This is a genomic window from Streptomyces sclerotialus (assembly GCF_040907265.1).
In the GTDB taxonomy this organism is placed as follows: Bacteria; Actinomycetota; Actinomycetes; order Streptomycetales; family Streptomycetaceae; genus Streptomyces; species Streptomyces sclerotialus.
This window is the reverse complement of record NZ_JBFOHP010000002.1, coordinates 3,666,719-3,692,748: the sequence shown is the minus strand read 5'-3', so window position 1 is coordinate 3,692,748 and position 26,030 is coordinate 3,666,719. Positions and strand designations below refer to the sequence as shown.

24 protein-coding genes are annotated in these 26,030 nt (G+C 72.8%); 13 read left to right on the top strand and 11 right to left on the bottom strand.

All coding sequences use genetic code 11. The features are described from left to right. Nucleotides 1-56: 56 nt before the first annotated feature. Nucleotides 57-1,574 (top strand): MFS transporter, encoded by a 1,518-nt coding sequence (locus tag AAC944_RS16265; protein ID WP_030617127.1) that lies wholly within the window; start codon nt 57-59, stop codon nt 1,572-1,574. A gap of 132 nt (nt 1,575-1,706) precedes the next feature. Here the strand turns inward: AAC944_RS16265 and AAC944_RS16260 are convergent, their stop codons facing one another. After that, nucleotides 1,707-2,204 carry a MarR family winged helix-turn-helix transcriptional regulator gene (locus tag AAC944_RS16260; protein WP_030617129.1) on the bottom strand — a complete coding sequence of 166 codons (498 nt, stop codon included), beginning with the start codon at nt 2,202-2,204 and terminating at the stop codon, nt 1,707-1,709. 88 nt (nt 2,205-2,292) lie between these two features. After that, nucleotides 2,293-3,417 (bottom strand): questin oxidase family protein, encoded by a 1,125-nt coding sequence (locus AAC944_RS16255; protein WP_030617131.1) that lies wholly within the window; start codon nt 3,415-3,417, stop codon nt 2,293-2,295. 263 nt (nt 3,418-3,680) lie between these two features. Here AAC944_RS16255 and AAC944_RS16250 point away from each other — a divergent pair, with 263 nt between their 5' ends. Then, nucleotides 3,681-4,103, top strand: coding sequence for a pyridoxamine 5'-phosphate oxidase family protein (locus tag AAC944_RS16250; protein ID WP_030617132.1), 423 nt, complete (start codon nt 3,681-3,683; stop codon nt 4,101-4,103). Nucleotides 4,104-4,229: 126 nt separating this feature from the next. After that, a complete protein-coding gene (locus AAC944_RS16245; RefSeq protein ID WP_051871909.1) occupies nt 4,230-4,769 on the top strand; it encodes a pyridoxamine 5'-phosphate oxidase family protein in 540 nt (179 codons plus the stop codon). A gap of 75 nt (nt 4,770-4,844) precedes the next feature. On the opposite strand, the gene AAC944_RS16240 is transcribed toward AAC944_RS16245, so the two are convergent. Both AAC944_RS16240 and AAC944_RS16235 read right to left on the bottom strand, forming a co-directional pair. Beyond that, on the bottom strand, nt 4,845-5,267 hold the full coding sequence (locus AAC944_RS16240; RefSeq protein WP_196943063.1) for a hypothetical protein: 423 nt from the start codon (nt 5,265-5,267) through the stop codon (nt 4,845-4,847). A gap of 252 nt (nt 5,268-5,519) precedes the next feature. Continuing rightward, complete coding sequence (locus tag AAC944_RS16235) at nt 5,520-6,053, bottom strand: GNAT family N-acetyltransferase (protein ID WP_030617141.1); 534 nt, start codon at nt 6,051-6,053, stop codon at nt 5,520-5,522. A gap of 190 nt (nt 6,054-6,243) precedes the next feature. Between AAC944_RS16235 and AAC944_RS16230 the strand changes: the two genes are divergently transcribed. The 4 genes from AAC944_RS16230 to AAC944_RS16215 all read left to right on the top strand — a co-directional run bounded on the left by AAC944_RS16230 (nt 6,244) and on the right by AAC944_RS16215 (nt 11,625). Further along, nucleotides 6,244-7,245, top strand: a complete 1,002-nt coding sequence (locus AAC944_RS16230) for a sigma-70 family RNA polymerase sigma factor (protein ID WP_030617143.1) — start codon at nt 6,244-6,246, stop codon at nt 7,243-7,245. Between the two features lie 372 nt (nt 7,246-7,617). Next, nucleotides 7,618-8,379, top strand: a complete 762-nt coding sequence (locus AAC944_RS16225) for a DeoR/GlpR family DNA-binding transcription regulator (protein WP_030617144.1) — start codon at nt 7,618-7,620, stop codon at nt 8,377-8,379. Beyond that, complete coding sequence (pfkB, locus tag AAC944_RS16220) at nt 8,376-9,323, top strand: 1-phosphofructokinase (RefSeq protein WP_030617145.1); 948 nt, start codon at nt 8,376-8,378, stop codon at nt 9,321-9,323. Before AAC944_RS16225 ends, pfkB begins: the two co-directional genes overlap by 4 nt. A 97-nt stretch (nt 9,324-9,420) precedes the next feature. Next, entirely contained in the window at nt 9,421-11,625 is a 2,205-nt protein-coding gene (locus AAC944_RS16215; RefSeq protein WP_030617146.1) for a PTS fructose transporter subunit IIABC, read from the top strand. 107 nt (nt 11,626-11,732) lie between these two features. Here the strand turns inward: AAC944_RS16215 and AAC944_RS16210 are convergent, their stop codons facing one another. Together AAC944_RS16210 and AAC944_RS16205 are read right to left on the bottom strand one after the other, a co-directional pair. Then, nucleotides 11,733-13,025: a L,D-transpeptidase gene (locus tag AAC944_RS16210; protein ID WP_030617147.1), complete on the bottom strand. Its 1,293-nt coding sequence runs from the start codon at nt 13,023-13,025 to the stop codon at nt 11,733-11,735. A 79-nt stretch (nt 13,026-13,104) separates the two neighbouring features. Beyond that, nucleotides 13,105-14,292: a CaiB/BaiF CoA transferase family protein gene (locus AAC944_RS16205; RefSeq protein WP_438272807.1), complete on the bottom strand. Its 1,188-nt coding sequence runs from the start codon at nt 14,290-14,292 to the stop codon at nt 13,105-13,107. A 513-nt stretch (nt 14,293-14,805) separates the two neighbouring features. Here AAC944_RS16205 and AAC944_RS16200 point away from each other — a divergent pair. After that, the gene (locus AAC944_RS16200; protein ID WP_030617149.1) at nt 14,806-15,057 is read left to right on the top strand and encodes a hypothetical protein; all 252 of its coding nucleotides are present in this window, start codon (nt 14,806-14,808) and stop codon (nt 15,055-15,057) included. Between the two features lie 166 nt (nt 15,058-15,223). Here the strand turns inward: AAC944_RS16200 and AAC944_RS16195 are convergent, their stop codons facing one another. The 3 genes from AAC944_RS16195 to AAC944_RS16185 form a co-directional block, all read right to left on the bottom strand. Next, the gene (locus AAC944_RS16195; protein WP_078888655.1) at nt 15,224-15,829 is read right to left on the bottom strand and encodes a YIP1 family protein; all 606 of its coding nucleotides are present in this window, start codon (nt 15,827-15,829) and stop codon (nt 15,224-15,226) included. Nucleotides 15,830-16,019: 190 nt separating this feature from the next. Next, nucleotides 16,020-17,144, bottom strand: a complete 1,125-nt coding sequence (locus AAC944_RS16190) for a P1 family peptidase (RefSeq protein ID WP_030617154.1) — start codon at nt 17,142-17,144, stop codon at nt 16,020-16,022. A gap of 362 nt (nt 17,145-17,506) precedes the next feature. After that, nucleotides 17,507-18,331 (bottom strand): hypothetical protein, encoded by an 825-nt coding sequence (locus AAC944_RS16185; protein ID WP_030617156.1) that lies wholly within the window; start codon nt 18,329-18,331, stop codon nt 17,507-17,509. Nucleotides 18,332-18,689: 358 nt separating this feature from the next. Between AAC944_RS16185 and AAC944_RS16180 the strand changes: the two genes are divergently transcribed. Continuing rightward, complete coding sequence (locus AAC944_RS16180) at nt 18,690-19,460, top strand: group III truncated hemoglobin (protein WP_368397208.1); 771 nt, start codon at nt 18,690-18,692, stop codon at nt 19,458-19,460. Here the strand turns inward: AAC944_RS16180 and AAC944_RS16175 are convergent. Then, nucleotides 19,405-20,652: a methyltransferase gene (locus AAC944_RS16175; protein ID WP_368397207.1), complete on the bottom strand. Its 1,248-nt coding sequence runs from the start codon at nt 20,650-20,652 to the stop codon at nt 19,405-19,407. The two genes, AAC944_RS16180 and AAC944_RS16175, sit on opposite strands and share 56 nt — an antisense overlap. Nucleotides 20,653-21,080: 428 nt before the next feature. Here AAC944_RS16175 and AAC944_RS16170 point away from each other — a divergent pair, with 428 nt between their 5' ends. Both AAC944_RS16170 and AAC944_RS16165 read left to right on the top strand, forming a co-directional pair. After that, entirely contained in the window at nt 21,081-22,346 is a 1,266-nt protein-coding gene (locus AAC944_RS16170; protein ID WP_030617162.1) for an amidohydrolase, read from the top strand. 89 nt (nt 22,347-22,435) lie between these two features. Further along, nucleotides 22,436-23,515 (top strand): MerR family transcriptional regulator, encoded by a 1,080-nt coding sequence (locus tag AAC944_RS16165; RefSeq protein ID WP_030617165.1) that lies wholly within the window; start codon nt 22,436-22,438, stop codon nt 23,513-23,515. Nucleotides 23,516-23,576: 61 nt separating this feature from the next. On the opposite strand, the gene AAC944_RS16160 is transcribed toward AAC944_RS16165, so the two are convergent. After that, nucleotides 23,577-24,827: an NAD(P)/FAD-dependent oxidoreductase gene (locus AAC944_RS16160; protein ID WP_078888656.1), complete on the bottom strand. Its 1,251-nt coding sequence runs from the start codon at nt 24,825-24,827 to the stop codon at nt 23,577-23,579. A 269-nt stretch (nt 24,828-25,096) separates the two neighbouring features. Here AAC944_RS16160 and AAC944_RS16155 point away from each other — a divergent pair, with 269 nt between their 5' ends. Beyond that, nucleotides 25,097-25,675 carry an AMP-binding protein gene (locus tag AAC944_RS16155; RefSeq protein WP_078888657.1) on the top strand — a complete coding sequence of 193 codons (579 nt, stop codon included), beginning with the start codon at nt 25,097-25,099 and terminating at the stop codon, nt 25,673-25,675. Beyond that, nucleotides 25,672-25,884: a hypothetical protein gene (locus AAC944_RS16150; protein ID WP_107054177.1), complete on the top strand. Its 213-nt coding sequence runs from the start codon at nt 25,672-25,674 to the stop codon at nt 25,882-25,884. Before AAC944_RS16155 ends, AAC944_RS16150 begins: the two co-directional genes overlap by 4 nt. The last annotated feature ends 146 nt before the right edge of the window (nt 25,885-26,030 follow it).

Genomic DNA, 26,030 nt, shown 5'->3' with positions numbered 1-26,030 from the left:
TTAAGCGTCTCACAACCTCTTTTTCGCACTTCTTCGCACCTTAGGCGGACCCATCCATGTCCACAACCGTCCAGAACGTGGATCCCAGGCGCTGGAAAGCGCTCATATTCATCGCCCTCGCCCAGCTCATGGTCGTGCTCGACGCGACGATCGTGAACATCGCGCTGCCCTCCGCCCAGGCGGACCTCGGGATCTCCGACGGGAACCGGCAGTGGGTCATCACCGCGTACGCCCTCGCCTTCGGCGGGCTGCTGCTCTTCGGAGGCCGCGTCGCCGACCTCTGGGGCCGCCGCCGCACCTTCGTCATCGGCCTGGTCGGCTTCGCCCTCGCCTCCGCGCTCGGCGGTGCGGCGGGCAGCTCCGCGATGCTGCTCGGCGCCCGCGCGCTGCAGGGCGTGTTCGGTGCGCTGCTGGCGCCGGCCGCGCTGTCGCTGCTCGCGGTGACCTTCACCGAGGCGCGTGAGCGGGCCAAGGCGTTCGGCATCTTCGGTGCCATCGCGGGTGGCGGCGGCGCCGTCGGCCTGATCCTCGGCGGCGTGCTGACCGAGTACATGGACTGGCGCTGGACGTTCTTCGTGAACATCCCCTTCGCCGTGATCGCGGCGGCCGGCGCGCTGCTCGTCATCCGGGAGCCCGCTGAGGGCCGCAACCCGTCCCGGCTCGACGTCCCCGGCGTCGTCCTCGCCACGGCCGGACTGGTCTCGCTGGTGTACGGGTTCACGCGGGCCGAGTCCGACGGCTGGAGCTCCGGGATGACCGTCGGCCTCTTCGTGGCGGCAGGCGTGCTGCTGGCGGCCTTCGCGGTCGTGGAGTCCCGGGTGAAGGCACCGCTGCTGCCGCTGCGGGTGGTCACCGACCGCAACCGCGGGGGCGTCTACGCCTCGCTCGGCCTCGCCGTGATCGGAATGTTCGGTCTCTTTCTCTTTCTGACCTACTACTTGCAGATCGTGAAGGGATACACGCCGGTCACGACCGGTCTGGCCTTCCTTCCGATGATCGCGGGCATGATCACCGGATCGACGCAGATCGGCGCCCGGCTGATGACCCGGGTCCGGCCGCGGCTGCTGATGGCGCCCGGCTTCCTGCTGGCCTCGATCGGCATGCTGTCGCTGACCCGTATCGATCTGGACAGCTCCTACCCGGCGCTGATCCTGCCCTCGTTCCTGCTGCTGGGCCTCGGCATGGGCACCGCCTTCATGCCGGCCATGTCGCTGGCCACGCACGGTGTGCAGCCGCAGGACGCCGGTGTGGCCTCGGCGATGGTCAACACCTCGCAGCAGGTGGGCGGCGCGATCGGTACGGCGCTGCTGAACACGATCGCGGCCGGTGCGACCACGGCGTACGCGACGGCGCACGCGGCCGGTGCGCGGTCCGCCGACGTCCTCAAGCTGCAGTCGATGGTGCACGGCTACACGACCGCCATCTGGTGGGCGGCGGGCATCCTGCTCCTCGCCGCGGCGATCGCCTTCGTCTTCGTCAACACCGGGCGGCCCGGGGCCGGTACACCGACGGCGAGCTCGGCGGACACCGAGGGCGCGGCCGAGGACGTGCCGGTGCCGGTGATGGCGCACTGACGCGGACGTGAAGAAGGGGCGCCCTCTCGGGGCGCCCCTTTCCTGCGCTCGGTCCACCTGTGCTCGGCGCGCGCTGCCAGTAGGCGGCGTGCGCTTCGCCTTCCGTAGGGCCGCCGGCTTCCCGTAGGGCGGTCAGCGTAGCCAGGGGAGGTCGGCGCCCTGGGGCTGCAGGCCGTCCGCCACGGAGCGGCAGATCTCGGCGAGTTGGCGTACCTGCTCCGGGGACAGCCGGTCGAAGAGCGCGGCCCGTACGGTCGCGACGTGCCCCGGGGCGGCCTCCTGGAGGACCTTCATGCCCTCGTCCGTGAGCACGGCGTTCTGGCCGCGCTTGTCGGACGGGCAGTTCTCCCGGCGGACCCAGCCGTTCTTCTCCAGGCGGGCGATCGCGTGCGAGAGCCGGGACCGGGTGATCTTGGCGTTCTGGGCCAGCTCGGTCATCCGCATGCGCCGTCTTGGCGCCTGGGAGAGCTGGACGAGCAGCCCGTAATAGATGTGCGGCATGCCGGCGTCACGCTGCAGCTGACGGTCGAGGTGGTCTTCCAGGAGGGTGGTGGCGTGCAGGTACGACTGCCAGGCGTACTGCTCCTCGTCGCTGAGCCAGGGCGGCTCACCGGCCATGTCGTTGCTCATACCATCCACTGTCTCATTGCTCAGAGACTTCTTGAAGATTTAACAAGAGGGGAGTGGGAGGGGAGTGGGAGGAGAGCGGGAGACATCGTCAGTCCTTCGGAGGGATGAGGGTGACCGCCTGGTGTGCCGCTCGCAAGGCCTCCGGTCGGCCGGTGGCGGCGGCCACGTCGAGAGCGGTGTCGGTCAGCTTGATCGCATGCGCGTCACCGTGCGCTGCCGCCCGCTCGAAGGCGTCGGCCGAAGCGTCTCCTGGCGTGTCGGTCCCGGACGCGCCGTCCGGGGCGTCCGTGGCGCCCCCAGGGGCGGCGCCCGTCGCGTCCTGCGGGCGGGCCGGGTGGCGCGGCGCGTACGCCGCCGTGACCGCCGCGCTCGCGGCCCAGGCGGCGTGCAGGCTCGGCACCCACAGGTGCTCGGGCAGCGCGGGGAGCGTCCGCAGGACGGCGTTGGGAGCGGTCGCCGCGTGTACCAGCATCACCGGTTCGGCGGCCGCGTCGACCGCGTACCGGGCGGTGGCCGCCGCGACGACCCCGGCCAGCAGTGCGCGGGCGTCGGCGGGCCCGGCGGCGGGCCGCAGCGCCGCCGTGGCGGCCGGCCAGCCCGGCGTCCGCGCCAGCTGGGCCAGCCGCTGCCGGATGCCACCCTCCTGCTCCGGCACCGGCGGTACGTCCCACAGCGCGGCGTCGGGTGTGTTCCGCCCCGCGGGCGCCGCCACGTCACCGAGCGGCAGATGCCGCGCTGCCCAGTAACCGAGCGCGTGGGCGAGCTCCGCCACCCGCGGCTCCTCCTCGCCGTCCGGGGAGAGCGTGCGGACGGCGTGCCCGACGCGGATCACCGGGTGCGTGGCGGCACCGGCGATCCCGGGGAGGAGCCGTGGCCACCACTCCGCGAGCACGTCGCGCCAGGGACGGTCGGCGAGCTGCCGGCTCATGTAGGCGGTCCAGTCGGTGACCCGGCGCGGGTCGCCCAGGGCTTCCCGCCAGTTCGCTTCGGTGACCGCGGTGTCGGCGGGCGGGCGGTCCTCCAGCGTGGTCTCGTAGCGGTCGAGCCAGCGGTGCACGGAGTCGGCCCGGCCGTGCCGGACCAGCGCCTCGACCGCCATCGGGCCGTGGTTGCTGAGGTAGCCGTGAAACTCCGGGCCGCGGGTGTGCAGCCGCTCCAGGGCCTCGTCGAGAGTGCCGCTCGTGGGGTGTGTGGGGCCGCTCGTGGTGTCCATGTGCCGAGGCTAGGGAGCCGGGAGAGCGGGCGTAACGGACCATGGGCCCGATGCCCCTCGAACGGCCGCCCTACGTCCGGCGCCTTACGCCGCCCGCCGTGAGCCGGGGCGTGCGGCCGGTACCGGGCGGGTGGGCGCGGCACGAGGAACAACCCTGTCGCGCGTCTTCGTTGAGCAGTCGCAGAGCAGTTGCCGTCGCACGACGGCATACGGGGCACGCCTGGCCCCGTCCACCGCACATCGACGCCCCAGGAGGCGCAGCGATGCCGCTCACCGTGGAAGAACGTGACCAGTTGCTCGCCGAACCGCACGTCGCCGTGCTGGCCGTGGACTCGGGGAGCGAACGCGCTCCGGTGGCGGTGCCGGTCTGGTACAGCTACCGCCCCGGAGGCGACTTCCTGATCTTCACCGGCCGGACGTCCCGCAAGGCGCGGCTCATCGAGGCGGCGGGCCGGTTCTCGCTGGCCGTGCAGCGCACCGCGCCGACGTACCGCTATGTGACGGCGGAGGGACCGGCCCGGCTGGCACAGGTGACGGCCGAGGAGGTCAAGCAGGTGGCCGAGCGGTACGTGCCTCCGGAGCGGGTCGACGACTACGTCCGGCAGGCTCTCTCGGAGGGCCCGGAGGCGATCGCCGTCCGCCTCACACCGGAGCGCTGGATCTCGGCGGACGTCGGACCGGCCTGAGCCGCCTCACGAGACCAGGGCCTCACGAGACCAGGACCTCGCGGAGACCAGGGGCGGAGGGGGACCGCCCGAAAACGGCCGCGATACCCGACAGGAGATGTCGGGTATCGCCCTCATGGTGGAGCCATGACGAACACGGCGCATCAGGCGCAGCGCGCGCAGGACGAGAAGGCGGTCGGCTGGTCGGAGTTCGCGGGGGCGGAGCCCGTGCTCGCCGAGCGGGTGGAGCGGCGCTTCGGCGCGTACCGGCATCATGTGCTCGCCACCCTGCGGGCGGACGGCTCCCCGCGGCTGACCGGACTGGAGGCCGACTTCCGCCACGGCGAGCTGTGGCTCGGCATGATGCCGGGCTCCCGCAAGGCGCTGGACCTGCGGCGGGACCCGCGGTTCGCGCTGCACGCCAATCCGGGGCCCGGTACGGACATGGCGGACGGGGACACGCGGATCGCGGGGCGGGCCGTCGAGATCACGGACGCGGAGGCGCTGGCACGGTACTCGGCAGAGGTGGAGACGCCGCTGCCGTTCCACCTCTTCCGGGCGGAGCTCACCGAGGTGGTGCGGGTCTCCGTCGACGACCCGCACATCGTGCTGGAGACCTGGCGCCCGGGCGGTCCCGTGCGGACCGTCCGGCGCGGCGACGACGACGTCCCGCCGACCGTGGGCTGAACGGCGCTCGGGGGACCGGCAAAGGCTCCGCCCGCCGGTCCGAGGGCCGGCGGGCGGAGCGTCCGGGACGAGGGGCTAGCGCCGGGTGCCCGGAGAGCCGTGGGTGCGGAAGAGGTACAGGGCGACGACGAGCATGATCGCGCCGAAGAGGGCGCCGAAGCCCGAGGCCTTCAGTGCCGTCGAGGTCTCCGCCAGGCTGTAGAGGAAGCCCATTGTGGCTCCGAAGAGCACGCCGTACGCCAGGGCCCGGACCTCCGTGATCATGCGGTCCTGGACGTGCATCAGGGCCAGCCCGAGGACGACTGTCACCGCGGTGGCGATCAGTCCCAGCAGGAACGCGTGGATGCTGGACGACCCGGTGCTGTGGTCGAGCAGCCCCGCGTAGATTCCGTAGGCGATGCCGCCCACGACGGGGACGCCGGTGGTGACCGCCATGGAATGCCGGCGCGGGGCGGCGGTCGTGGTGGCTGTCCTGCGGGTGCGAGCGTGCGTCTGCATGACGGCTCCTCTCTCTCGCCCTCCCTCCAGGCGACACCCGGCCGTGGCCCCCGTCAACTGGATCAGCCCGGGACCCGACCCCGGCCCCCTGGAGAGCCCACGCCCACGGCGCCTCAGTGGACAGGGGCGGCCTACTGAGAGCCCGTGTCCGCGGTGCCTCAGTGGATCAGGGGCCGGCCCACTGAGAGCCCGTGTCCTCGGTGCCTCAGTGGACCAGGGTCCGGCCCACTGGGAGCCCGCGTCCGCGGCGCCTCAGTGCCCGCCGAGTTCCTTCTCGTACCAGGCCACGTCCCAGTAGCGGCCGAATTTGCGGCCCACCTCCGCGTACGTACCGACGTGCCGGAAGCCGAAGCGGGCGTGGAGTGCGGCCGAGCCGGGGTTGGGCAGTGCGATGCCCGCGTACGCGCGGTGCACGTCCTCGCTCTCCAGGGCCTCGAAGAGCTCCTTGTAGAGCAGCGTGCCGATGCCGCGGCCGGTGGCCTCGGGGGCGAGATAGACCGTGACCTCGACGGAGGTGCGGTACGCGGCCTTGGGGCGGAAGGGGCTGGTGGTCGCGTACCCGAGGAGGGGGCCGGACCGGTCGCCCGCGGTCTCCTGGGCAACCAGAAGACGGTGCGGACCGTCTTGGGGGTGGGAGAGCAGCCACGGACGGCGCTCTTCGGGGGTGAAGGGCTCGGTGTCGAATGTGATGGCCGTCTCACGGACGTAGTGGTTGTAGAGGTCCGTGAGGGCCGCCAGATCCGCTTCGATGCCCGGTCTGACCTGCACTTCCCTGCACTCGGACATGACCTGGCCTCCCTGGGTGGGCCCGCAGGGTACTGCATGATCAGAAAAACGAGGGGGCGTCGTGGGAATTCTGTCCGGTTTCCAGCCGTTGTTTCCATCAGACGGGGGCACTCGGCCCAGCAAACAGCAGGGATCAGGTGTCCCGGCCGCCACCATCCCGCGACCGACTCATCGCTAAGGGAGCACACGCATGGCAACCCGTGCCGTCGCCCGTCGTCAGCCCACCTCGAGCGGTGCTGACGGGGCCAACAGTGTTCGCGCCGTAGGCGGGGAGATCGCCGACCGCGACCTGGTCGGCATGTACCTCGACGAGATCGCGCGTACGCCCCTGCTCGACGCCGCCAAAGAGGTCGAGCTGTCGCAGACCATCGAGGCGGGTGTCTATGCCCGGCAGATCCTGGACGGCGAGGTGACCGACGGCAACGCCGCCGGCGCGACGCCCGAGGAGCTGCAGGCACTGGTCGACGAGGCCGAGAAGGCGAAGGACGTCTTCATCCGTTCCAACCTCCGCCTGGTCGTAGCGGTCGCCCGCCGCTATCCCCGCAGCGGACTGCCGCTGCTGGACCTGATCCAGGAGGGCAACGCCGGTCTGGTCCGCGCGGTCGAGAAGTTCGACTACGCCAAGGGCTTCAAGTTCTCCACGTACGCGACGTGGTGGATCCGTCAGGCGATCACGCGGTCCATCGCCGACCAGTCCCGCACGATCCGGCTGCCCGTCCACCTGGTCGAGGAGCTGGGCCGCATCCGGCGTGTGCAGCGCGAGTTCAACCGCGAGCACGGCCGTGACCCGGAGCACGCGGAGATCGCCGCCGAGCTGGGCGCCAAGCCCGAGCGCGTCAGCGACGTCCTGGACTGGGCCCGCGACCCCGTCAGCCTGAACATGTCCGTGGACGACGAGGGCGAGACGCAGTTCGGTGACCTGCTGGAGGACACCTCGGCCGCCTCGCCCGAGCAGTCCGTGCTCACGCTGCTGCGCAGCGAGGAGCTGGAGGACCTGATCGACCGCCTCGACGGCCGCACCGCCTCGATCATCAAGGCGCGGTACGGCATAGAGGACGGCCGCGAGCGGACCCTGACCGAGGTCGGCAAGCAGCACGGCCTGACCCGTGAGCGGATCCGCCAGATAGAGAAGCACGCCCTGCTGGAGCTGAAGCGCATGGCGCACGACACCGGCTTCGACGCCGCGGCGTAACGCTTCTTCATCCCAAAACGGGACTCCCGTGAGGTGTCCCGCCATATCGGGACCCTTCGCAGGGTCCCCCCGGTACGAGCCCCGGCGCCCTCCCCCGAGCGCCGGGGCTCTTCGCTGCCCGCGTGCCAGGACTCCAGGGGCCCCAGAGCCCCAGAGCTCAGAGCCCCAGGGCCTCAAGACCCCAAGACCCCATGAGTCCCAGGCCCCCAGGCCCCCAGGCCCTCAGGACCCCAAGACCCCGAACCTCGGCATGCCCGTTTGTGTCTGTCGGCTGCCCGAGTCTGTTTACTTTGCGGAAATCCGAGCGTAGCCTGCCGGTGAAACCACACGTTCGGGCATCGTACGGACAGGAACGGAACGGACCCAGGTCGCATGTACGCAGCGGAACGCCAGCAGGAGATCCTGCGCCTCGCCCGGGACAGCGGGCGGGTCGACGTCCTCTCCCTCGCCGAGGAATTCCAGGTCACCGCCGAGACCGTACGGCGTGACCTGAAGGCGCTGGACCGCGCCGGGCTGGTCCGCCGGGTGCACGGCGGCGCGATACCGGCGGGCCGGCTGGACTTCGAGCCCGACCTCGCCGAGCGGGACACCGTCGCCGCCGACGAGAAGGACCGCATCGCCCGGGCCGCGCTGGCCGAGCTGCCCGACGACGGCAGCGTGATCCTCGACGCGGGCACCACCGCGGCCCGGCTGGCAGCGGAATTCCCGCTGGAGTCCGACGTCACCGTCGTGACCCACGGCCTGCCAGTCGCCGCCCGCCTCGCCGACCACCCCGGGCTCACCCTCCACCTCGTCGGCGGCCGTATCCGGCACCGTACGCGGGCCGCCGTCGACGACTGGGCGCTGCGCGCCTACCGCGAGATCAACGCCGACGTCCTCTTCCTCGCGACGAACGGCTTCTCGCTGGAGGGCGGCCTGACCACCCCCGACCTCGCCGAGGCCGCCGTCAAGCGCGCGGTGATCGCCGCCGCCCGGCGGGTCGTGCTGATCGCCGACTCCTCGAAGTTCGGGCAGCAGCACTTCGCCCGCTTCGGCGACCTCTCCGACGTCGACCTCCTGATCACCGACACCGGGCTCAGCCCCGAGAACGCCCTCGCCATCGAGCGCGCGGGCACGGAAGTAGTACGCGCATGATCCTCACCGTCACCCCCAACCCCAGCCTGGACCGTACGTACGAGGTGCCGGCCCTGGAGCGCGGCGCCGTGCTGCGGGCCGGGACCGACCGGGTCGACCCCGGCGGCAAGGGCGTCAACGTCTCCCGGGCGGTCGCCGCCGCCGGGCACGAGACGCTCGCCGTGCTGCCGGTCGGCGGCCCGGCCGGGCAGGCGCTCGCGAACCTGCTGGTGGCCGAGGGGATAGAGGTCGCGCCGGTGCCGGTCGCCGGGGCCACTCGCTCCAACATCGCGGTCGCCGAGCCCGACGGCACCCTCACCAAGATCAATGCGGCCGGCCCCGAGCTGTCGGCGGCGGAGTCCGAAGCGCTGCTGGAGACCGTGCGGGAGCGCTCCTCGGGCGCCGCCTGGATCGCCTGCTGCGGCAGCCTGCCGCGCGGACTGGCCCCCGAGTGGTACGCCGACCTGGTCGCCCGCGCGCACCGGGCCGGGGCCCGGATCGCCCTGGACACCTCGGGCCCGTCGCTGACCGCGGCCCTGCGCGCCCGCCCCGACGTGGTCAAGCCCAACGCCGAGGAGCTGGCGCAGGCCGTCGGCCGCCCGCTCGCCACGATCGGCGACGCGGTCAAGGCGGCGGAGGAGCTGCGCGCGCTGGGTGCCGAAGCGGTGCTCGCCTCGCTCGGCGCGGACGGGCAGCTGCTGGTCGACGCCACCGGCACGTACTACGGCACCGCCGAGGTGGACGCCGTACGCAGCAACGTCGGCGCGGGCGACGCGTCGCTGGCCGGCTTCCTCGCGGCGGGCGGTACGGGGCCGCGCGCGCTGGCCGAGGCGGTGGCGCACGGCGCGGCGGCGGTGCAGCTGCCGGGCAGCGTCATGCCGTCGCCCGACGACCTGCGGCCGTCGGACGTGACGGTGACGGATGCGGTCCCGATGGACCGCCCCTTGACGGAGGCCGTGTCATGAACGGTTCGGTACGCCGGGACCGCCCGGCAGACGTTCGTCCTCAAGCGCCGGACGGGCTGGTCGCCCGGACGGGCCGGGAATACAGAGGGAGCCCGCGATGAGTGAGCTGATCACCGCGGACCTGGTCGACCTCGACCTGTCCGCCGACACCAAGGAAGCGGCCGCCAGGTCGCTGGCCGAACGGATGGTGGCGGCCGGTCGCGTCACCGACCTGGAGGGGTTCCTCGCGGACGTCGCCGCGCGCGAGGCCCAGATGCCCACCGGGCTGGACGGCGGCATCGGCATCCCGCACTGCCGGAGCGCCCATGTCACCGAGCCGACGCTGGCCTTCGGGCGCAGCGCAGCCGGTATCGACTTCGGCGCGGCGGACGGCCCGGCCGACCTGATCTTCCTGATAGCCGCCCCGGCCGGCGGTGACGCCGACCACCTGTCGATCCTCTCGACGCTGGCCCGGCACCTGATGGACGAGGAGTTCACCGGGGCGCTGCGGTCGGCGGACGCCCCGGAGCGGGCGGCCGCGCTGGTACGCGGGGACGAACCGGCGGCGGAGGCCCCCGCGGCCGACAAGTCTGCGAAGGCCCCCGCTGCCGATGAGCCTGCGGAGGCTCCTGGGGCCGGCGAGGCCGCGGCGGCCGCGGAAACCGCGGAGCCCGCCGCTACGGAGCCTGCCCCCGCAGAGCCCGCCACTACGAAGCCCGCCACCGCGGAGTCCGTCGCGGACGACGCCGCCACGGACGACGCCGCCACAGACACAACCGGTTCCGACGGGACCGGTTCCGACGGGACCCCGTCCGGCGGCGCCCCCTTCCGCATCGTCGCGGTCACGTCCTGCCCGACCGGTATCGCGCACACCTACATGGCCGCCGAGTCGCTGACGAAGGCGGGGGAGACGGCCGGCGTGGAGCTGGTCGTCGAGACGCAGGGATCGGCCGGGTTCACCCGTCTCGACCCGGCGGTGATCGCGGCCGCGGACGGCGTGATCTTCGCGCACGACGTGGAGGTACGGGACCGGGACCGGTTCGCCGGCAAGCCGGTCGTCGACGTCGGTGTGAAGGCCGGCATCAACCGCCCCGCCGAACTCATCGCCGAGGTACGGGAGAAGGCCGCGCGCGGCGAGGTCGGCGCGCCGGCCGCGAGCCCCGACGCGCCGATGGACCGGGACGCCGACGAGCGCGACGGCTTCGGCACCAGGCTGCGCAAGTGGCTGATGACCGGTGTCAGTTACATGGTGCCGTTCGTCGCTGCGGGCGGTCTGCTGATGGCCCTCGCCTTCGCGATCGGCGGCTACGAGATCAACAAGGCCCCGTCCGTCGCCGAGCACTTCGTCTGGACGGAGACCGGCAGCTGGGCCGCGCTGCTCTTCCAGATCGGCAACGTCGCCTTCACCTTCCTGGTGCCGGTGCTGGCCGGGTTCATCGCGTACGGCATGGCCGACCGGCCGGGCCTCGTACCGGGCTTCGTCGGCGGCTCGATCGCGCTGACGATCAACGCGGGCTTCCTCGGCGGGTTGATCGCCGGTCTGCTCGCGGGCGCGGTGGTGATGGCCATTCAGCGGGTGAAGGTGCCCGCGCCACTGCGCGGCATCATGCCGGTGGTGGTGATCCCGCTGATCTCCTCGGCGGTGGTCGGCTTCCTGATGTTCCTGGTCGTCGGCAAGCCGATCGCCTCGCTGCAGAAGGCGCTGACCGACTGGCTGTCCGGCCTGACCGGCGCCAACGCGATCATCCTGGGCGTCATCCTCGGCCTGATGATGTGCTTCGACCTCGGCGGTCCGCTGAACAAGGTCGCGTACGCCTTCGCGGTCGGCGGCCTGGCCAACCCCAACGACGGCAGCCTGAAGGTCATGGCCGCGGCGATGGCGGCCGGCATGGTCCCGCCGCTGGCGATGGCGCTGGCGACGACCGTACGCGGCAAGCTCTTCACCAAGGCCGAGCGGGAGAACGGCAAGGCCGCCTGGGTGCTGGGCGCCTCCTTCATCACCGAGGGCGCGATCCCGTTCGCCGCGGGCGACCCCCTGCGCGTCATCCCCGCCTCCATGGCGGGCGGCGCGGTGACCGGCGCGCTGTCCATGGCGTTCGGCTGCACGCTGCGCGCCCCGCACGGCGGCGTCTTCGTGGTCCCGCTGATCGGCCAGCCGCTGCTGTACCTGGTGGCCATCGCGGCGGGCGTGGCCGTCAGCACGGTCCTCGTGGTCGTCCTGAAGGGGCTGCGGAAGACCGGTACGGAGGCGGTCGCCCCGGCCGCCGCCGAGGGGGCGGAGCAGCCGGCTGCCGAGAGCCGGAAGGAGCCGGTCGCCGCCTGACACGGCCCCCCGCTCCCGGGCGGTCCGCCGCTCCGGCATTCCCCATGAGCACACCACCCCGCTGCCAGTGCCCGGCAGCGGGGTGGTGTTTCGCTGTGTCGGTTCGGTCAGGCGGCGCTGCCGGCCTTCCACTCGTCCCACGGCATGTTCCAGCCGTTGAGGCCGTTGTCGGGCTTGATCGTCTCGTCCTTGGAGTTCTTCACGACGACCACGTCACCGATGAGCGAGTTGTCGAAGAACCACTTGCCCGGGGTGTCGCTGTTGGCGCCCTTGGCGTCCCGCAGGCCGACGCAGCCGTGGCTGGTGCCCGCATTGCCGAAGATCGAGGGGGAGCCCCAGTAGTTGCCGTGGATGAACGTGCCGGACGAGGACAGCCGCATGGCGTGCGGCACGTCCTTGATGTCGTACTCGCCCTTGCCGTCCTTGTTGGTGAAGCCGACCGTGGAGCCGTCCATCCGGGTCTCCTTGAACTTCTCCGAGATCACCATCTGACCGTTGTAGGTCGGGTTCTCGGGGCTGCCGCCGGAGATCGGGATCTTCTTGAGGACCTTGCCATCCCGCTCGACCGTCATCTGCTGGGTGTTCATGTCGACGGTGGAGACCTGCGAGCGGCCGACGGTGAAGGTGACCGTCTTGTCCTGGACGCCGGTGACGCCGTCGGCGCCCTCCACGCCGTCCAGGTCGATCTTCATCGTGACCTTGGAGCCGGCCTTCCAGTAGTCCTGCGGGCGGAAGTCCAGGCGCTGGTTGCCGAACCAGTGGCCGACGACCTCCTGGCCGCTGCTGGACGTCACCGTGATGTGCGACTGCACGGCCTTCTGGTCGGTGATGGCCTTGTCGAAGTTGAAGGAGACCGGCATGCCCACGCCGACGGTCTTGCCGTCGTCCGGGGTGAAGGTGCCGATGAAGCTGTTGGCGGGCGAGACCGTGGTGAAGGTGGAGTTCTCGGTCGCGGCCCGGCCCTTGGAGTCCTTGGCCTTCGCGGCGAGCTGGTACTTGGTGCCGCGCTCCAGCTGCACGTCCGGCTTCCAGCCGGTGCCGTCGCCGGATATGGAACCGGCGATCTTCTCGCCGGTGTCGGTCCGGGTGAGCGTCACCTCGGTCAGCTTCCCGCCGCTGACCTTGACGTTCGTGCCGTTGATGCTGGCACCGTTGGAGCCGTCCTTCGCCGAGACCTTGATCTTGGCGTCCGAGGCGTCCTTGGCGGCCGCGGCGTCGGCCCCGGCCTGGCCGTCCTTGTTCCCCGCGCCCGTGGCGTCGCCACCGCAGGCGGTCAGGGCCAGTGCGCCGGCCGCGAGCAGAGCGGCCGCCGCGAGGCCGCGCCGCACCGAGCGCGCGGGGCGCGAATTGCGGGGCTGTGCGGGCGCGGCGTTGTCCGGCGTTGTCACGAGCTGCTCCAGGCAAGAGTGTTGGTCCACTGTTGTTAAACAGCGACTGTGAGCCGTTTTGGTTGCAGCTCTCCATATCTTGTGACAGATGTCACACGTGTGGGGGAAGTGGCTGGTCGGAGGGGCCCGCCAGCCACTCGCGGAGCTGCGTTCCGTGTTCGTCCAGCCGCGGTGGCGCCACCGGTTCGGCCACCGGTGTACGCGAGAACCGCAGGGGACTGCGTACCTGCGGTACCCGTCCTTCGCCGACCGGAACGATCGGATCCAGCCCCAGTCGTGTCGCGAACTCGATGGCCTCACTCAGGGTGTTGACGGGCCCGCACGGCACCGATACCGCGCTCAGCCGCTCGGTCCAGCCCTGCGGGGTGTCCGCAGCCAGCCGTGCCTCCAGCTCCTTGACCAGCTCCGTACGGTGCACCACCCGGTCCGGATTGGTCGCGAAGCGCGGGTCATCGGCCAGCTCCGGCGCGCTGAGCGCCGTGGCCAGCGCCCGGAACTGCCGGTCGTTGCCCACCGCCACCGCCAGCAGCCCGTCACGGCAGGCCAGCGTCTCGTAGGGCGCGATGCTCGGGTGCCGGTTACCCATCGGGCCCGGGTCGCGGCCGGTGGCCAGGTGCCCGGACGCCTGGTTGACCAGCGAACCCAGCAGCGAGGACAGCAGGTTCACCTCGACGTGCTGCCCCTCGCCCGTACGGTCCCGGTGGCGCAGCGCCGCGAGGACGGCGGTCGTGGCGTCCTTCGCGGTCAGTACGTCGACCAGCGCGACGCCGGCCTTCAGGGGCGGCCCGCCGGGCTCCCCCGTGATGCTCATCAGCCCGCCGACCGCCTGCACCACGAAGTCGTATCCCGGCAGGCGGGCGCCCTCGCCGGACCCGAAGCCGGTGATCGAGCAGTGCACGAGCCCCGGATTGGCCGCGATCGACGACGCGGGGTCCAGGCCGTACTTGGTGAGCGCGCCGGGCCGGAAGTTCTCGATCAGGACATCCGCCCTGGCGGCCAGTGCGCGTGCGGCCGCCGCGTCGTCCGGCACCGAGAGGTCCAGGGCGAGGCCGCGCTTGGAGCGGTTGGCGGCGTCGAAGTACGCGGCCGTGCCGTCGGCCGCGAACGGCGGCCCCCAGGCCCGGGTGTCGTCACCGGCGCCGGGCCGCTCCACCTTGACCACTCGGGCGCCCAGGTCGGCCAGGGTCGCGGCGGCCAGCGGCCCCGCCAGCACCCGGCTGAAGTCGGCGACGAGTACTCCGTCGAGGGGCTTCGGCAGGTCCGTACACTCCACGCGCACTCCTCCGTCGGGTGTTCTGGTGGTCCCGTTGTCCGGTGGTTCCTTGTCCGGTGATCCCGTTGTCGTATCGGGTGAGTGGTGCGCCGCCATGCTGACGGACGATCTTGACCCGGCGGAACCCTCCGATGCGTCCAACGGACCCCGCCCGACTCCTCCGTGCAGGAGTGGTGGGGACGTACCGGTGAAACGCGCCGAAGCCGGGACACCACGCCGCGGGCCGCTGGATCCTTACGGACGCGGCGCGGAACTGTGGCGGGATTCTTGCGGTCCTGCCGGCGTTTCTTGAGGACCGCGCACCTGATGCGGTGGGATGAGGGATGGTTGTGGCGTGATGCGGGAAGGACCCTGAGTGATGCGGGAAGGTCCGGTAGTGGTGGGAGATGCGTCACTTCGGGGCCTAAGTCCTATAAAAACCTGTCATAAGTGCCGAGGCGTGGTGTCTACTGATCCGCGTCAGCCGTCGGCGCCGAGTGCACCGGCGCCGCGCCGCGCCCGTACGCCATGGAGGACCGGATGCTCCCCTCCGTCTCGACCCTGCAGCAGATCGGCCTGGCCGTCCTGCTGCTCGCGACCCTCGCCTGGGCCATCGGGCTGGTCAGAACCGTACGCAGGGACCGCCCCGCACCCCAGCCGCCGGGCACGGCGCCGCGGCTGCTCAAGGCCGTGCCGCGGCAGGTCGTCCCGCCGTCGGAGAGCGTGGAGCTGACGGCAGCCGAGCGCGAGGCGTTCGCCGGCCTGGTACGCGAGCTGACCCGGCGGCACTGAGGGACGCCACGGGGTACTGAGGGACGCCACGCGGTACTGGCGGGGATCGCCACGCGGTACTGAGGGCCGCCAAGTGGGGGCGAGGATGGCTGCGCGGTAAGAGGATCGCTGCGCGGTACGTGGCCGGTGACGGGCCTGTCGTGCGCCGCCGTCGGGTGAGGGCCCGTCAGCCGGCCGGGCCGAGCTTGAGCAGCGCCAGGGACGCCAGCATCTGGACCGCCACCGCGCCCACCGCCCGCAGCGTCGGCAGATGGTGCTGCCCCCGGATGAGCAGTACCGCCAGCGCGCAGCCGAATCCCCAGGTCGTCAGCGCCACCGCCTGCGTGACGGGATGCTGTTCGGGAAGGACGAAGGCCAGCAGCAGCCGCGGCAGATCGGTCACCCAGAACACCACGACGAACAGGCTGACCGTCGGACGGAGCCGGCCGTTGCCGCCGAGCGTGCGGGCTATGGCGTGCGTGACCAGCCCCAGCCCCAGGCTCGCGACCAGCACGCCCGCCTCGGTCATACCGGCGATCTGCCAGGCCACCTCGCGCGGCCCGGTCTCCCACTGGGACCGGAACGACCCCGAGGTCAGCAGTCCGAGCGCGCCGCCCAGCAGCGTCAGCAGCACCGCGGCGCTGCTCGCCCCACGGTCGCGCGCCTCGTCCAGCACCTCCACCGGGCGGTACCACAGCCCCAGGATCAGCCGGTGCCACCACAGCCGCCGCCGCTTGACGGCGGGCTGCGCCTCGGGGGCCGGCTGGACGAGGGTGGGCGGCGGTATGGGCATACGGCCGTTTCTACCACCGGTGGTCACACGACGATGCGGCGGGAGCGGTGGGGGCGTGAGGGGGCAGGGAGCGTGAGGGGCGGCCTCTCGTGCTGCCTGACAGGCCATCACCGGCCTTGAGTGCGGCGTTGCCTGAGGGGTCCCGCACTGCGTCCGATCCCTTGGGCCGCCTGAGGGGCCATCAGACGTCTCAGGCCGCCCCGTACAGGTCGGCGTACGAGGGGAAGACGCCGCCCGGGCCGTCCACGCCCTCCGCCGCCAGCACGGCCTTCACGACGGCGCGGGTCATCGCGTCGGCGCCCGCGGCCAGGATCTCGTTGACCGCGCCGGCCTCCGCGTGCACGGCGAACACCGGGTCGTTCTCCGCGCTCTCCGGAGCCGCCGGCCGGTCGCCGGTGGCCAGCGCGAAGACCGTGTCGCCGTCCGAGAGCAGATGCACCGGCCGTACCGCCCTGGCCAGCCCGTCGTGGGCGGTGCCCGCGAGCTTCTGCGCCTGGGCACGGGTGAGGGCCGCGTCCGTGGCGACGACGGCGAGGGTGGTGTTCAGGGGCGGGCGTACGGATGCGGCCGAGCGCGCCGCGGACTCCGCGCGGGCCGCTGCCAGGTGGCGCACCGCCGCGCTGTGCACCTCGGGCGCCGGCGGCCGCGCCGCGCCCTCGTACAGCTGCCCGTACAGCAGGCCGGTCACCGGGTCCACCGGTGAGCCCGCCGCGTTGACCGCCGCGACCACCGCGACCGTCACCCCCGAGGACAGGACGACGCTCGCCGTGCCGACGCCGCCCTTCAGCCCGCCGGCCACCGCGCCCGTGCCGGCACCCACGTTGCCCTGCGGCACCGCCGCGCCCGAAGCGGTGCGGTGCGCCGCCTCGACGGCCGCCCGGCCGAGCGCCGCGTCCGGACGGGCCCGCCAGTCGCCGCCCCGCCCCAGGTCGAAGAGGGCGGCGGCGGGCACCACCGGCACCACCTGGGCGGGATCCGGGCCGACCTGGAAGCCACGGCCGTGGTCCTCCAGCCAGGCCGCGACGCCCGACGCCGAGTCCAGCCCGAAGGCGCTGCCACCGGTCAGGACGACGGCGTCCACGCGCTGCACGAGATTGCGCGGGTCCAGGGCGTCGGTCTCCCGGGTGCCGGGTCCGCCGCCCCGGACGTCGACGGCGGCGACCGCGCCGCCCTCGGGCGCGAGGACGACGGTCGTGCCGGTGAGATGCCCGGCCCCGGTCCGCTGCGCGTGCCCGACCCGGAGGCCCGGTACGTCCGTCAGCGCGTCACGAGGGCCGTGCGGGGCGCGGGACTGCTCGCGGTGTACGTCAGCCATGGCTCATGCGTACCACGGGGGCGCGGCGCGGGAGAGCGGGCGTGCGGCGCCGGAGAGCGGGTGTGCGGGCGTGCGGCGCCGGAGAGCGGGTGTGCGGGCGTGCGGCGCCGGGAGGGCGGGCGGTGCGGCACAGGAGACGGGTACGCGGCGTCTGGAGACGGGCCGCGGTGCATGCAGGGGGTGCGGCACAGGAGGCACGGGTGCGCGTCGGGAGACGAGTGCGCGGCGCCCGTAGACGGGCGTGCGGTGCCGGGAGGGCGGGTGTGTGGCACAGAAGACGAGTGCGCGGCGCTCGTAGACGGGCGTGCGGCGCCGGGAGGGCGGGTGTGTGGCACAGGAGACGGGTGGGTACGGCGCCGGTCTCAGTGGCCCGACGGGCCCATCACGATGACCGGGTGCTTGGCCGGGTCCAGCGTGCGCAGCAGCTTCCGCATCACGTCGGCCTTGAGGCTGACGCAGCCCTGGGTCGGGCCGTCGTGGTCGACGTGCAGCCAGACGCCGCCGCCCTTGGCCGCGCCTTCGGGGCGCCGCGGGTCCAACGGCGAGGAGCCCGGCACGCGGTTGTAGTCGATCGCGATGACGTAGTCGAACGCGCCGGCCAGCGGCTCGCCCTCCACACCCGACCCGTTGGCCACGAACGAGGAGTTGTGGTCGTACGGGAGCTTCGTGCCGCGCGGCGGGGCCAGCTTGCCGCCCGCGTCGCTCAGCGTGAACACTCCCTCAGGCGAGCGGAGATCGCCGTAGTGGTGATCCTTCGTCCAGCCCTTCGCGGCGTTGTGCGCCGGCCAGGCATCGCCCGCGCGCCACTTCTCGGAGCCCTTGGCGCGGGTGTAGAGCGTGACGGTGGAGTCGTGCGAGTCGGCGTCCTCGCCGGTGACGACCAGGACCTGCTGCGACTTGTCCGGGATGCGGTCCCGTACGGCCGTGTCGAGGCCGGGGATGTTGCCCGGCTCGGAACGGACGGGAGAGCCCTGCTTGAGGCCCGTGGGCCGCTGCTTCGACGAGGCGGCGGCGCCGGGGTTGTCCTTGGCCGTGACCGAGCTGCCGTCGGCGTGGTGATCGTCTCCCGAGGCGGGCCAGGCGCACAGCGCGGTGCCCACCAGCACCACCACGGCCGTACCGCCCGCGATCTTGCCGCGTCGGGACAGGCGTATTCGCTCACTGGGCTGGGCGTGCCGGCCTGCCATGGTGTGACAACTCCTCGCGCGACGGCGCTCCGTGGGCATAAAAGGGGGCAATACGTACCCTACCCTTTCCGGGGCGTGTTCAGTCTCCCCGGGCCCTTGCTTCCGTTGGTTCCGCACATCATGCCGGGTGACAACCGGGGCCCGTGGGGCACGGGCACCCCCCGGCGGGCGGCGGACAGTTGGCGGGCGTACTGTACGGCGGCTCCGGCGGCCGGTGTCCGCCGGACGCCGAGGGTTGACCGGATCCGGACCCCGGCCGACGGCGGGCCGTGACGGGAGGTGGCCGACGGCCGCGGGTGGGGCACCATGGAGAGGGGTGGTGTGCGAAGCGGCGGCAGGAGTGGCAGGAGCGACGGCAGTGTCTGACATATCAGTGGAAACACCGCGGCCCGAGGGCCCGGCGGACCGCGCCCCGAAGGGCGGCGCGGACATCGCCGGTCGCCCGGACATCGGCGGCCGCGCGGACATCGCCGGTCGCCCGGACATCGGCGGCCGCGTGGACATTGCCGGTCGCCCGGACATCGCCGGTCGAGTGGACATCGGCGGTCGTCCGGAGACCGTCGGCCGCGAAGACACCGCTGGCCGCGTGGACATCACCGGCCGCGCGGACACCGCCGGCCGCGCGGACACCGCCGGCCGCGTGGACACCGCCGGCCGCGTGGACACCGTCGGCCGCGCGGACATCGCCGGTCGTCCGGATCTCGAACGGCTGCTGCGCCGTTTCTACACCGCTGCCTTCGCCGACCCGCTGATCGGTCCGCACTTCACCGAGGTCGCGGGCACCGACCTGGCCGTCCACCTGCCGGTGATCACCGACTTCTGGGAGCGGGCGCTGTTCCGCACCGCCGACCACCGCCGCGACGTCTTCGGGGTGCACGCCGGGCTGCACCGTGCCCGGCCACTGACCGCCGCGCACTTCGGGCGCTGGGTCCAGCTGTGGCGGTACACCGTGGACGGGCTGCACGCCGGGCCCCGCGCCGAGCGCGCCAAGAACCAGGGCGAGCGGCTGGCCGTGGCGATGCTGCGCCGCCTGCACGGGAGGGCGGCGGACACCGGCGGCGGCCCCGGCGGCTTCATCCCGCTGGCCGCCCTGCGGCTGCGGGCCGTACCGGGAGCAGCGACCTCCTGACGGCCGGGGCGCGCCCCGGCCGTCGTCGGCTGCCGGTCACGGCTGCCGTGTGCCGGCCCCCGTCCCGCCTGCGCGCCGGGGGGGCCGTCCGCTCCGCCGGTACCGACTCCACGATCGAGGGGAAGGCGGGGGTGGACAGCACGCGGGTCAGCCGGAAGTCCGCCGCTGAGAGCAGCGTGGCGTACTCCTCGGCGGTCCGTTCCTTGCCGTCGAGCACCGCCATCATCGCCACGTCCATCGCCTTCCCGTAGTGCGGCGCGTTGCCCGGTGGCAGCACGGAGTCGACGATCAGCAGCCGGGCGTGTGCCGGGGCCGCGTCCCGCACCCGCCGCAGGATGTCCACGCAGGCGGCGTCCGGCCAGTCGTGCAGCACGTGCTTGAGCACGTACACGTCACCGCCCTCCGGTACGGATGCGAAGAAGTCGCCCGCCTCGGCACGCCAGCGGCCCGCCAGCCCGGGTACGTCCAGCAGGTGCCGGGCGACCGCCGGCTCCTGGTCGTAGAGCACCCCGGAGAGCGAGGGGTGCAGCTCCAGTACGGAGCGCAGCAGGCCGCCCCGTCCGCCGCCGACGTCGATCACCGTGCTGCCCTCGGGGAACGGGTAGCTCTCCGCGACCAGGCCGTCCACCGGCCCGGACAGCGACGCCATCCCCGTGTCGAACAGCTCACGCGTTCCGGGGTCAGCGGCCAGGAGCTCGAAGAGCGGTGCCCCGAAGATCCGGTCGAAGGAGGGCCCCGCGGTCCGTACGGTCTCCGGGAGCGCCGCCGAGGACCGGAGGAACGTCTCGTCGGTCATCATCAGCACCGCGTCCCGCAGCGAGTGCGGTACGTCGGAACGGAGCGGCCGCGCGCCCGGCGTCAGCTGGAAAGCGCCGGTGGCGTCCTCGCGGAAGATGTCCCGGGTGGCGAGGTAGCGCAGCACGCGCCGCAGGTGGGGCGCGTGTGTGCCGGTGGCCTGGGCGAGCTGCTCGGCCGTACGCGGCCCCTCGGCGAGATGATCCGCGATGCGGTACTGCACCGCGGTGCGCAGGGCGGCGGAGAACAGGTGCCCCAGCGCGTGCTCCATCAGAAAGGCGACCGGGTCCTCCGGCTCCCGGTTGTCGGCGGGCCGGTTCGCCGGCCGGCCGGGGAGAGTGGCCGTGGTCGGGTTCCCGGTCCGCTCCGTGGACCGGCCGGCTGATGATGTGGTCAACGTCCGCCTCCCGTCACTCACATGAACCGAACTGATTCGTTCCGTACCGACGATCCGAGCTGAATTCTTCCGTACCGGTGATCCGAGCTGAGCCGTTCCGTACCGCTGAACTGAGCTGGGTCCGTCCGTACCGGTGATCCGAGCTGCGTCCTTCCGTACCGGTGAATTGCGCCGCGCCCTTCTCCACCGATGATCCGCGCTGAGTCCTTCCGTACCGCTGAACCGAGCTGAGTCGTTTCCGTACCGAGGGTCCACCGTGGCAGCGCCCGGCCCGCCTGTCACCGGCGCCTCCCGCACACCCGCGAACTCCGGCCATCCGCAGGCCACCGTGACCTGGGGCGCGGGCCCGGGACGATGGCCGGGGGCCGCCCATCGGACGCGCCGCGTCCTCTGTGCCGGTACGGGCGTTCCGTGATCGAATACGGCACATGAGCGATCGCGCGCGAGAGAAGGTACTGGCCCCGCTCGACGCCCGCATGGCGGACCTCGAAGCCCTCTACGAAGACCTCCACCGGCACCCCGAACTGTCCTTCCAGGAGACCCGCACCGCCGCCGAGGTCGCCCGGCGCCTGAAGGCCGACGGCTTCGACGTGCACACCGGCATCGGCCGCACCGGCGTGGTGGGCGTGCTGCGCAACGGCGACGGGCCGACGGTCCTGCTCCGGGCCGACATGGACGCACTCCCCGTCACCGAGCAGTCCGGGCTGCCGTACGCCTCCACCAACGAGGGCGTCATGCACGCCTGCGGCCACGACATCCACGTCACCTGCCTGATCGGCGCCGCCGGCCTGCTCGCCGCCGGACGCGATCACTGGTCCGGCACCCTCATCGCCCTCTTCCAGCCCGCCGAGGAGGACGGCGGCGGCGCGCAGAAGATGATCGACGACGGTCTCTACAGCAAGGTCCCGGTGCCGGACGTGGTCTACGCCCAGCACGTCGCGCCGCTCGGCGCCGGACTGATCGCGTACCACGACGGCGCCTGCATGGCCGCCGCCGACAGCCTGCGCATCACCTTCCACGGCACCGGCGGCCACGGTTCCCGTCCCGAGACCACCGTCGACCCGATCGTGATGGCCGCGTCCTTCGTGCAGCGCGTGCAGTCCGTCGTCGCCCGCGAGACCGCCTCCCGGGAGCAGGCCGTCGTGACCGTCGGCTCCTTCCACGCGGGCGACGCCCCGAACGTCATCCCTGACCACGCCACCGTCCAGCTCAGCATCCGCACCTTCGACGAAGAGGTACGCGCCCGGGTGCTGGCCGCCGTGGACCGCATCGCCCGCGCCGAGGCCGCCGCGTCGGGCGCGGCGCGCGCGCCCGAGACCGAGACGATCGCCGGCTTCCCGGTCACCCGTAACGACTCCGAGGCACTGCGGGAGGTCAACGCGGCCTTCGCCGGGCTCTTCGGCGAGCAGGCGCTGTTCCCCTACGACCCTGCCTCCGGCAGCGAGGACGCGGGCCTGCTCGCGACCGCGGCCAACGCCCCGCTGTACTACTGGTGGCTCGGCGGCTGGGACCCGGCCGCCTTCCGCAAGGCGATGGAGGCCGGCCGGATCTCCCAGGACATCCCCTCCAACCACTCCGCGCGGTTCGCGCCGGTCCAGCAGCCCACCCTGACGATGGGCACCCGCGCCCTGGTCGCCGCGGCCCTCACCCGGCTGGGGAAGGACGGGCAGACGGGGGCGGGGGCGGGGGACTGACGCGGCGGCGTTGACCTTGCCCTTGGGGGAAGCCCCAGCCTCGGTCGTGGAAGGCGGCAGGGCGGTGTGCCGAGAGGGGGCGAGGGACGGTGGAGAACGGTCTGCTGACGATCGGGGCGTTCGCACGGGCGTCCCGGCTGTCCCCGAAGGCGCTGCGGCTCTACGACGAGCTGGGCCTGCTGCGCCCGGCCCGCGTCGACCCGCGGAGCGGCTACCGCTTCTACGCCCGTGACCAGATCGAACGGGCCCGCCTGGTGGCGTGGCTGCGCCGTCTGGGCATGCCGCTGGCCCGCATCCGGACGGTGTGCGACCTGGCCCCCGCCGAGGCCGCCGCGGAGATCGCGGCGTACTGGACGGGCGTCGAGGCGGACACCGCCGCCCGCCGCGACCTGGCCGCCTTCCTCGTCGACCAGCTACGAGGAAAGGACCCGGCCATGCCACACGAGACGATCACCGGCATCCGCTACGCCGCCCTGTCGGACACCGGCCTGGTACGCGAGGGCAACCAGGACACGGCGTACGCGGACAGCCGGCTGCTCGCCGTCGCCGACGGCTTCGGCGCGGACGGAGCCGCGGCCGGCACCGCCGCGATCGAGGCCCTGCGCACCCTGGAGAGCGCCTCGGCCCCGCTCCCCGGCGACATCCTCAACACCCTCAGCGAGGCGGTCGGGCGCGCCAACCGCGCCGTCGCGGAGCGGAGCCCGGGCGAGGACAGCGGCACCACCCTCACCGCGATGCTGTGGACCGGCTCCCGGCTGGCGCTCGTGCACGTCGGCGACTCCCGTGCCTACCTGCTCCGCGCCGGCGGCTTCTTCCGCATCACGCACGACCACACCCTCGTCCAGTCCCTCGTCGACGAGGGACGCATCACCCCCGAGGAGGCGTCCACGCACCCGCAGCGGACCCTGCTGCTGCGGGCGCTGAACGGTCGGGACGGCGAGGCCGCCGCAGCGGACCTGAAACTGCACGACGCCCGGCCCGGCGACCGCTACCTCCTCTGCTCCGACGGCCTGTACGGGGTGGTCAAGGACGCCGACCTGCGCCGCGTCCTGACCACCAGCAGCACCCCCGAACAGGCGGTGCGCGAACTGATCGACCTCGCCCACGCGGCCGGCGCCCCGGACAACGTCAGCTGCGTCGTCGCGGACACGGTCCCGGCCGCGGGGTGACGGACCGGCGGGCGGCCGGGGTCAGGCCAGGCCCTTGAGCGTCAGACCAGGCCCTTGAGCATCAGACCAGGCCCTTGAGCATCCCGTGCCAGTAGAACTGCGGGAGCCCGTACCGCTTGAGGAACCACATGTCCGTCCGCTCCTTCGTCGTGTCCAGGAACGGCACCGAGGGAGCGGGCTTCAGCTCGTAGTCGAACTCCGCCAGCAGCATCTTGTGGCGCGCGGTGACCAGCGGACAGGAGGTGTACCCGTCGTACCGGGCCCGGAGCGGCCGGCCGCGCAGCGAGTCCCGGAGGTTGGCGACCAGCACCGGGGCCTGCTTGCGTACCGCCGCGCCGGTCTTGGACGTCGGGAGGTTCGCCACGTCCCCGAGCGCGAACACCTCGGGGTGGTCCGGATGCCGCAGCGTCGCCGGGTCGGTCTTCACGTAGCCGAAGGGCGAGGCCGGGTCGGCCAGCGGCCCGTCGGCTATCCACTCGGGGGCCGCCTGCGGCGGCACGGCGTGCAGCAGGTCGTAGGAGATCGTCTCCTTGTCGCCGGTCGCGTGGTTCACGATCACGGCCTCGCGCGCCGCGCCGTCCACGGACACCATCTCCGACCGCAGCCGCACCTCGATGCCGTACCGCCGGGCCACGTCCTCCAGCACCCGCCCGAACTCCGGCACCTTGAACATCGCCGTCTCCGGCAGCACCAGCACGACCCGGATACGGTCCAGGACACCGCGCTTCCGCCAGTGGTCGGCGGCCAGATACGCGATCTTCTGCGGCGCGCCGCCGCATTTCACCGGCCCGGTCGGCATCGTGAACAGCGCCGTGCCGCTCTTCATACGGCGGATCAGGTCCCAGGTCATCGGGGCCAGTTCGGGGAGGTAGTTGCTGCTCACGCCGTCGTGGCCGAGGGCCTGCGCGAGTCCGGGCACGCCGTCGGGGTCCAGCCGCAGCCCCGGCGCGAGCACCAGCCGGTCGTACGAGACGGTCCGCCCGGACGCCGTACCGACCGTACGGGAGGAGGGGTCGACGGACGCGGCGGCCTCCCGCAGCCAGTGCACGCCGGACGGCATGACCTCGGCCTCGGTACGTAACGACGCCCGCAGCGGCGCCTGGCCGCCCCCGACCAGCGTCCACAGCGGCTGATACCAGTGCGTGCCGGAGGGCTCCAGGACGGCCACGTCCGGCGCCCCGGCCCGCCGCAGCCGCGCGGCCACGGTGATGCCGGCGGTTCCGCCACCGACGATGACGATGCCGTGGTGGACCTGTGAGCGGTCCACGGACGAGGACGAGCTCTCGTACGAGTCGTGCGGTGAGGTGGACATCTGCGCCTCCTGGATCGGTGGACGGGGCGTGCGCCCGGGAGCTGAGGGCTCGGGCCCGCGCCCGGGCGGGTCAGTCCACAGACTCCCAGGGGCAGCGGGCGAGAGCGAGGGCGCCGGTGGACGGGCAGCGACCGCGCAGGTGGCGGCCGTGCGGACGGTGGTGGACGCGGTGCTTCGGCGTCGGGCCGAGCCGGTGGGTCCGGTTCCGATGCCGGGGGCATCTATCGCGCGTTCAATGAACGTTGATCCGGGAACCGCAAGCTGGGCGCATGTTGCGCTGCCTGCCTTCCGAGCCCGCCGACCCGAACCTCGCCCCGCAGGCGACGAACCTCACCCCGCGGGTGAGGAAGCATGCCTCGCGGGTGCGGAAGCTCGCGCTGAGCTGGACCGGTGAGCCGGGGCGGGTGGAGGAGCTGACCCACGGCCAGCTCCTCGACCAGTCGGAGCGGGCCGCCGCCGCCCTGGCGCGCTTCGGTGTCCGCGCCGGGGACCGGGTGGCCGTCCATCTGCCGCTGGTGCCCGAGTCGGTGATCGCCACGCTCGCGTGCGGCCGTATCGACGCCGTACGCAGCTCTCTCCCCGTATCGCTGAGGGCCCCCGAGATCGCCGGCCGGCTCAGGTCCTCGGGGGCGAACGTCGTGATCACCGCCGACGCCGGTTTCTGGGACGGCGCGGTGCGTCCGGTCAAGGCCACGCTCGACCGGGCCCTGGCGGGCGGCGGCACGGACGTACGGACGGTGCTGGTCGTGAGCCGCTGTCCCCGCCCGGTCGCCTGGCGGCCGGGCCGTGACCACTGGTGGCACGAGTCCCTCGCCGCCGGCCGATCCGGCCGTACCCTGGAGGGGTGAGTGAGAACGCGGACGCCGCTACTGAGAACGAGGGCCACCAGGGCCCGGAGGCCCGGCCCGGTGCTGCCGCGCTGATCTTCGATGATCCAATGGACCAGCAGTCGTCGGACGACACCGACCGGGGCTGGGGCGAGCGTCCCGTACCGGGCAGCGGCAGCGCCGCCGACCTGGCGCGCTTCCTGGACGAGAAGCCGCCCCACCACATCTGACGAGCCCGGACCCGCCACGTCCGACGTGCTCGGACCCGCCACGTCCGACGTGCTCGGACCCGCCACGTCCGACGTGCTCGGACCCGCCACGTCCGACGTGCTCGGACCCGCCACGTCCGACGTGCTCGGACCCACCACTTCTGATT

Bases quoted from the DNA above. Each gene is read 5' to 3' on its own strand.
- AAC944_RS16265 (WP_030617127.1), top strand. From the start codon at position 57: ATGTCCACAACCGTCCAGAACGTGGATCCCAGGCGCTGGAAAGCGCTC.
- AAC944_RS16170 (WP_030617162.1), top strand. From the start codon at position 21,081: ATGAGCGATCGCGCGCGAGAGAAGGTACTGGCCCCGCTCGACGCCCGC.
- AAC944_RS16200 (WP_030617149.1), top strand. From the start codon at position 14,806: ATGCTCCCCTCCGTCTCGACCCTGCAGCAGATCGGCCTGGCCGTCCTG.
- AAC944_RS16245 (WP_051871909.1), top strand. From the start codon at position 4,230: ATGACGAACACGGCGCATCAGGCGCAGCGCGCGCAGGACGAGAAGGCG.
- AAC944_RS16190 (WP_030617154.1), bottom strand. From the start codon at position 17,144: ATGGCTGACGTACACCGCGAGCAGTCCCGCGCCCCGCACGGCCCTCGT.
- AAC944_RS16155 (WP_078888657.1), top strand. From the start codon at position 25,097: ATGTTGCGCTGCCTGCCTTCCGAGCCCGCCGACCCGAACCTCGCCCCG.
- pfkB (WP_030617145.1), top strand. From the start codon at position 8,376: ATGATCCTCACCGTCACCCCCAACCCCAGCCTGGACCGTACGTACGAG.
- AAC944_RS16215 (WP_030617146.1), top strand. From the start codon at position 9,421: ATGAGTGAGCTGATCACCGCGGACCTGGTCGACCTCGACCTGTCCGCC.
- AAC944_RS16250 (WP_030617132.1), top strand. From the start codon at position 3,681: ATGCCGCTCACCGTGGAAGAACGTGACCAGTTGCTCGCCGAACCGCAC.
- AAC944_RS16195 (WP_078888655.1), bottom strand. From the start codon at position 15,829: ATGCCCATACCGCCGCCCACCCTCGTCCAGCCGGCCCCCGAGGCGCAG.
- AAC944_RS16230 (WP_030617143.1), top strand. From the start codon at position 6,244: ATGGCAACCCGTGCCGTCGCCCGTCGTCAGCCCACCTCGAGCGGTGCT.
- AAC944_RS16260 (WP_030617129.1), bottom strand. From the start codon at position 2,204: ATGAGCAACGACATGGCCGGTGAGCCGCCCTGGCTCAGCGACGAGGAG.
- AAC944_RS16185 (WP_030617156.1), bottom strand. From the start codon at position 18,331: ATGGCAGGCCGGCACGCCCAGCCCAGTGAGCGAATACGCCTGTCCCGA.
- AAC944_RS16255 (WP_030617131.1), bottom strand. From the start codon at position 3,417: ATGGACACCACGAGCGGCCCCACACACCCCACGAGCGGCACTCTCGAC.
- AAC944_RS16160 (WP_078888656.1), bottom strand. From the start codon at position 24,827: ATGTCCACCTCACCGCACGACTCGTACGAGAGCTCGTCCTCGTCCGTG.
- AAC944_RS16235 (WP_030617141.1), bottom strand. From the start codon at position 6,053: ATGTCCGAGTGCAGGGAAGTGCAGGTCAGACCGGGCATCGAAGCGGAT.
- AAC944_RS16240 (WP_196943063.1), bottom strand. From the start codon at position 5,267: ATGCAGACGCACGCTCGCACCCGCAGGACAGCCACCACGACCGCCGCC.
- AAC944_RS16225 (WP_030617144.1), top strand. From the start codon at position 7,618: ATGTACGCAGCGGAACGCCAGCAGGAGATCCTGCGCCTCGCCCGGGAC.